The 5,900-nt window shown below is 68.1% G+C and carries 4 protein-coding genes; 3 read left to right on the top strand and 1 reads right to left on the bottom strand.

From position 1 onward, the window contains the following. Together lpdA and ABB33_RS14775 are read left to right on the top strand one after the other, a co-directional pair. A partial coding sequence (lpdA, locus tag ABB33_RS14770; RefSeq protein WP_056932615.1) for a dihydrolipoyl dehydrogenase occupies positions 1-1,328 on the top strand: 1,328 nt, incomplete at its 5' end. 116 nt (positions 1,329-1,444) lie between these two features. After that, positions 1,445-2,038, top strand: coding sequence for an LOG family protein (locus ABB33_RS14775; RefSeq protein ID WP_054666604.1), 594 nt, complete (start codon positions 1,445-1,447; stop codon positions 2,036-2,038). 146 nt (positions 2,039-2,184) lie between these two features. On the opposite strand, the gene ABB33_RS14780 is transcribed toward ABB33_RS14775, so the two are convergent. After that, the gene (locus ABB33_RS14780; protein WP_082595119.1) at positions 2,185-5,088 is read right to left on the bottom strand and encodes an EAL domain-containing protein; all 2,904 of its coding nucleotides are present in this window, start codon (positions 5,086-5,088) and stop codon (positions 2,185-2,187) included. Between the two features lie 165 nt (positions 5,089-5,253). Here ABB33_RS14780 and ABB33_RS14785 point away from each other — a divergent pair, with 165 nt between their 5' ends. Beyond that, positions 5,254-5,811: an RNA polymerase sigma factor gene (locus tag ABB33_RS14785; RefSeq protein ID WP_082394053.1), complete on the top strand. Its 558-nt coding sequence runs from the start codon at positions 5,254-5,256 to the stop codon at positions 5,809-5,811. Positions 5,812-5,900: the final 89 nt, after the last annotated feature.

Genomic DNA, 5,900 nt, shown 5'->3' on the forward strand with positions numbered 1-5,900 from the left:
TGGGCAAGGACGGCAAGCCGGCACTGGGCGGCACCTGCCTGCGCGTGGGCTGCATCCCGTCCAAGGCACTGCTGGATTCCTCGCGCCAGTACTGGAACATGGGCCACATCTTTGGCGACCACGGCATCAGCTTCAAGGACGCCAAGATGGACGTCGAGAAGATGGTCGGCCGCAAGGACGCCATCGTGAAGCAGTTCACCGGTGGCATCGCCCAGCTGTTCAAGGCCAACAAGGTCGCCGCCTACTACGGCTTCGGCCAGCTGCAGGCCGGCAACGTCGTCAAGGTCAAGCAGCATGACGGCACCGAGGTCGAGCTGAAGGGCACCAACGTCATCATCGCGGCCGGCTCGGATTCGATCGAACTGCCGTTCGCCAAGTTCGACGGCGAAACCATCGTCGACAACGTCGGCGCGCTGGACTTCACCGAAGTGCCGGGCCGCCTGGCGGTGATCGGCGCCGGCGTGATCGGCCTGGAACTGGGCAGCGTGTGGAAGCGCCTGGGCGCCGAAGTGACCATCCTCGAGGCGCTGCCGGAGTTCCTGGCCGCCGCCGATGCCGAAGTGGCCAAGGTCGCCGCGCGCGAGTTCAAGAAGCAGGGCCTGGACATCAAGCTCGGCGCCAAAGTCAGCAAGACCGACGTGACCGGCAAGGGCAAGAAGAAGGAAGTGGTGGTCACCTACACCGATGGTGAAGGCGAGAAGACCCTGACCGTCGACAAGCTGCTGGTGGCCGTGGGCCGCCGCGCCGCGACCAAGGGCCTGCTGGCCGATGGCACCGGCGTGCAGGTCAACGAGCGCGGCCAGATCGTGGTCGACGAGCACTGCCACACCGGCGTCGACGGCGTCTGGGCGGTCGGCGACTGCGTGCGTGGCCCGATGCTGGCGCACAAGGGCTTCGAGGAAGGCATCGCGGTTGCCGAGCTGATCGCCGGCCTGCCGGGCCATGTCAATTTCGACACCATCCCGTGGGTCATCTACACCGAGCCGGAACTGGCCTGGGTCGGCAAGACCGAAGCCCAGCTCAAGGCCGAGGGCATCCCGTACAAGGCCGGCAGCTTCCCGTTCGCCGCCAACGGCCGTGCCGTGGCGATGGTCGAGCCGGCCGGCTTCGTCAAGGTGCTGGCCCACGCCGAAACCGACCGCGTGCTGGGCATGCACCTGGTCGGCGCCAATGTCTCCGAACTGGTGCACGAAGGCGTGCTGACCATGGAGTTCAGCGGCTCGGCCGATGACCTGGCCCGCATCTGCCACGCCCACCCGTCGCTGTCGGAAGTGATCCACGACGCGGCGATGGCGGTCAGCAAGCGCGCCATCCACAAGGCCAACTGAGCGACACCGGCCTGACCGAGAAGGCTCCGCCCCGGCGGAGCCTTCTTGCTTTTGCATTCCCCAGATCGCGCCCTGTGCATCGGCGCGATCCGCACACCTCCCCAGCAGGAACCTCCATGAAATCCATCTGCGTCTACTGTGGCTCCAACCCCGGCGCCAACCCCCTGTACATCGAGCGTGCCACCGCACTGGGCACGCGTATCGCCCATGAAGGCCTGCGCCTGATCTACGGTGGCGGCCGCACCGGGCTGATGGGCGCGGTGGCCGATGGCGTACTGGCCGCCGGCGGCGAGGTCACCGGCGTGATCCCGCAGCACCTGGTGGACATGGAAGTCGCGCACCAGGGCGTGACCACGCTGGAAATCGTCGGCTCCATGCACGAGCGCAAATCGCGCATGTTCGACCTGTCCGATGCCTTCGTCGCCCTGCCCGGCGGCTTCGGCACCGCGGAAGAGATCTTCGAGATGCTGACCTGGCGCCAGCTCGGCATCGGCAAGAAGCCCTGCGCGTTCCTCGACGTCGATGGCTTCTACGCGCAGCTGATCGGCATGATCGACCACATGGTGGAAGAGCGCTTCCTGCACCCCGAGCAGCGCCAGGACCTGTGGTACGGCGACGACGCCGGGCAGATGCTGGCCTGGATGCGCGCGTATTCGCCGGCGCAGGCGGAGAAGTGGTTCGACGAAAAACTGCGCGCGGCGTTGCGGTAAGTCCACTGGCGCGCGGCGTTGCGGCAAGCCCATTGGCGCGTGGCGTTGCGGCGGACTTCGCTGGCACCTCCTCCCCTGCCTGGCGCGGCATCGACGGCGCCTCGTCCCATCCCTGGCGCGGTATCCGCCCCGCGACGAACGGCGGCTCACTCCGTCTTGTGCAGCGTCACTTCGCGTGGCATCGGGTGGCCCAGCAGATAGCCCTGGCCGAAGTTGCAGCCCATCTCGAACAGGGTGCGCAGCTGGCGTTCGTCCTCCACGCCCTCGCCGATGGTCTCGATGCCGAGGGTCCGCGCCAGTGACACCACGCCCTCGACCAGCGCCTGCGTGCTCTTGCCATTGTCGGCGTGCAACCCGGCCACGAAGCTGCGGTCGATCTTCAGCGCACTGATCGGAAACCGGTGCAGGTAGGACAGCGCCGAATAGCCGGTACCGAAGTCATCCAGCTGCACCACGATACCGCGCTCGCGCAGCTGGTAGAGCGTGCGCAGCGTGCGCGGGGCATCCTCCAGCAGCGCCATCTCGGTGATCTCCACCCGCAGCCGGCCCGGGTCGGCGCCGGCCGCATCCAGCAGCCCGAACAGGCGCGTGGCGAACTCGGACGAGCGGAAGTGGCGCGGCGAGACATTCACCGAAACGTAGCCCGAGGCGGTACCGGCCAGGTCGCGCACCACCTGCTCGTAGATCAGCCAGTCCACCTGTTCGATCAGGCCGCTTTCCTCGCCCAGCGAGATGAACTCGCCCGGCAGCAGCAGCCCCCTGCCCTCGTGCTGCCAGCGCAGCAGCGCCTCGTGGCCGACCACGCTGCCGTCGGCCAGCGACACGATGGGCTGGTAGAACGGCAGGAAATCGTTGTTGATGATGGCCCGGCGCAGGTCCGCTTCCAGTTCCAGGCTCTGCAGCGACTGCTCGCGCATGGCCTCGTCGAACAGCATGCAGCGGTCCTGGCCCATGCCCTTGGCCCGGTACATCGCAGCATCGGCGTCGCGCAGCAGTTCGGCCCCTGACGTATAGCGCGGGCTCCACAGTGCGATGCCGATGCTGCCCGAGGGAAACAGCTCGCGCCCGTCGACCCACATCGAGTGTTCCAGCGAGCGCAGCAGCCGGCGGCCCACCTCCATCGCGCTCTTGGCGCCGTCGCAGCGCACCAGCAGCGCGAACTCGTCGCCGCCAAGGCGCGCCACCACGTCGTCGCTGCGCAGCATGCCGACCAGGCGCTGCGCCACCTCCACCAGCATGCGGTCGCCGGCGGCGTGGCCAATGCTGTCGTTGACCCACTTGAAGCGGTCCAGGTCCAGGAACAGCAGCGCGAACAACGGGCCCATGCCCAGTTGCGCGTGCTCGATGGCTTCTTCCAGCTTTTCCAGCAACTGCAGGCGGTTGGGCAGGCCGGTCAGCACGTCGTGCATCGCCAGGTGGGTCAGGCGCTGCTCCACGCGCATGCGTTCGCCGATCTGTGCCAGCAGCTTCTGGTTGACCTCGCCCAATTCGCGGGTGCGCTCGGCCACGCGCCGCTCCAGCTCGGCATGCGCCTGCAGCAGGCGGTTGCGGTCGCGCTGCCGCGCAAGGCTGTTGCCTATGTTGCGTGCCACGAACGCCAGCAGCCGCTGGTCGTGCGCAGTGAAGCTGACCTGCGGGCTGTAGCTCTGCACCGCGATCACGCCCACCACTTCGTCGTCACTGAACAGCGGAACACCCAGCCAGCAATACGACTTGGCACCGAACTCGCGCACGTCGCCGCGCGCGATCAGCTGGTCGATCTCCGCGCGGGTCGCCAGCAGCGGCTGGCCGCTGCGGATGGTGTACTCGGTCAGGCCGCCGCTGAACGCGCGCGAGGCGCGCACCCGGTTGAACTCGTCCACCGAATAGACGAAATCCAGCCCGTCGCCCTGTTCGTTGACCAGCGCGATGTAAAAGTTGCTGGCGTCCAGCAGGCCGCCGATCACCCGGTGCACTTCGGCATGGAACACTGCCTGGCTGCCGCAGTTCATCGCCAGTTCCGAGACATTGAACAGCGCCGCCTGCAGCGCCTCGGCGCGCCGCCGTTCCTGGATCTCCTCCTGCAGGCTGGCATTGGCCCGTTCCAGTTCCAGCGTGCGCCGCTGCACGTGCTGCTCCAGCTGCACGTGCGCCTGGCGCCGGTCCATCGCGGTCAGGATGTGCTTGGCCACGAAATTGAGCACGGCCCGGTCCTCGTCGCCGTACTGCACGCCACTCTCGTAGCTCTGCACCACGATCGCGCCGCACACGGCACCGTCGCGCCACATCGGCACGCCCAGCCAGTCGGTGCTGTCAGGGCCGCTGTGCACCGAATGCTGCCGGTCCAGCACCTGCAGCAGCTCGCGCGAGGGGCCATGCATCGTCTTGCCCAGGCGCAGCACCGCGAAGGTCAGGCTGTCCTGCATTTCCTCGAAGCGGAAACGCTGCTCCGGATGCGGCGCGAAGTTGTCCAGGTTGTCCGCGAAGTACAGGAAGCGCAGGCTGCTCTGGTGCTCGTCGCATTCGACGATGTAGCAGTTGTCCGCATACATCAGCGTGCACAGGATGCGGTGGAACTGGGCCAGCATCTGCGGCATTTCCAGGTCGCTGCCGGCGAGGTCGGCGATCTCGAACAGGGCCCGCTGCAGGCGCTTGGCGCGTTCGAGCTGTTCGATCTGCACGCCCTGCCGCAACGACACCAGCACCGCCGCGACCAGGGCGTGCGCGGTACCCAGCCAGGCCTGCCGCTGTGCCTCGGAGAAGCTGGCATCGATCTCGGCCAGCACCACGATGCGGGCACCGTCGTCACCATCGGTCCAGCGTTCCACCAGCGGCTGCCGCAGACCATCCGCCAATGGCGCACCGGCCAGCAGCCCGCGCACCGCCCCGCGCAATCCATCGGCCCCCGGGCTGACGCAATCGCCCTGCCCGAGCACCGCATCGTCCCAGGCCAAGGCCACGGCGCTGCCCTGCGGCAGCAGGCCGTGCAGCGTCGCCACCACGCGGTTGGTGGGCGAATCGGTGTCCACGCGGCCGTTGCCGGCATGCACGTCGAGTTGGCTGTGGGACATGGTCTCCATGCGTGTTCCGGGTTCCGGCACTCCGGAACTCCCCTGTCGCAGCATAATGCCGCAACCCCCGCCTCCGGTGCGCGCGCCCCGGGATTGGCTGAACCCGCGCCGGCCCCTGTCCGGCGGCGACTAGGCAGTGGCGTGGCGAGCGCTTAGGCTGGCCCCGTGGATACCGCCCTCCAAGCCCCGACCGACGAAGCGCTGATGCTGGCCTACGCCGAAGGCGACGGCGAGGCCTTCGCCGAGCTGTATGCGCGCCATCGCGCGCGGCTGTTCCACTACCTGCTGGGCCAGCTGCGCGACCGCTCGCTGGCCGAGGAACTGTTCCAGGACGTGTGGCAGCGGATGATCCTGGCCCGCTCGCGCTGGAAGCCGGAGGCGAGCTTCGCCACCTGGCTGTTCCGCATCGCCCACAACCGCCTGAACGACCACTGGCGCGCCGCACGACACCGGCCGGCCGCCCCGGACGATGCCGACCAGCGCACCGCGCGCCTGGCCGACACCTGTACCCCGGAACTGCTGGCCGGCGAGCAGGCCGAGCGGCTGCGGCTGCGCCAGGCCATGGCCGAATTGCCGCAGGAGCAGCAGGAAGTCCTGATCCTGCGCCTGGAGCAGGAGCTGAGCCTGGAGGAGATCGGGCAGATCACCGGCGTGGGCCGGGAAACCGTCAAGTCGCGGCTGCGCTATGCGATGGACAAGCTGCGCGCGAGGTTGAGCGAATGAACACGTCCGAACCCCTGACTCCCGAAGAACGCGAACTGGCGCGACTGCTGGGCCGTCCCGCCGCAGGCATCGCGCCAGTTCGCGTTCTT

The organism is Stenotrophomonas acidaminiphila, assembly GCF_001431595.1.
Taxonomy (GTDB): Bacteria; Pseudomonadota; Gammaproteobacteria; order Xanthomonadales; family Xanthomonadaceae; genus Stenotrophomonas; species Stenotrophomonas acidaminiphila.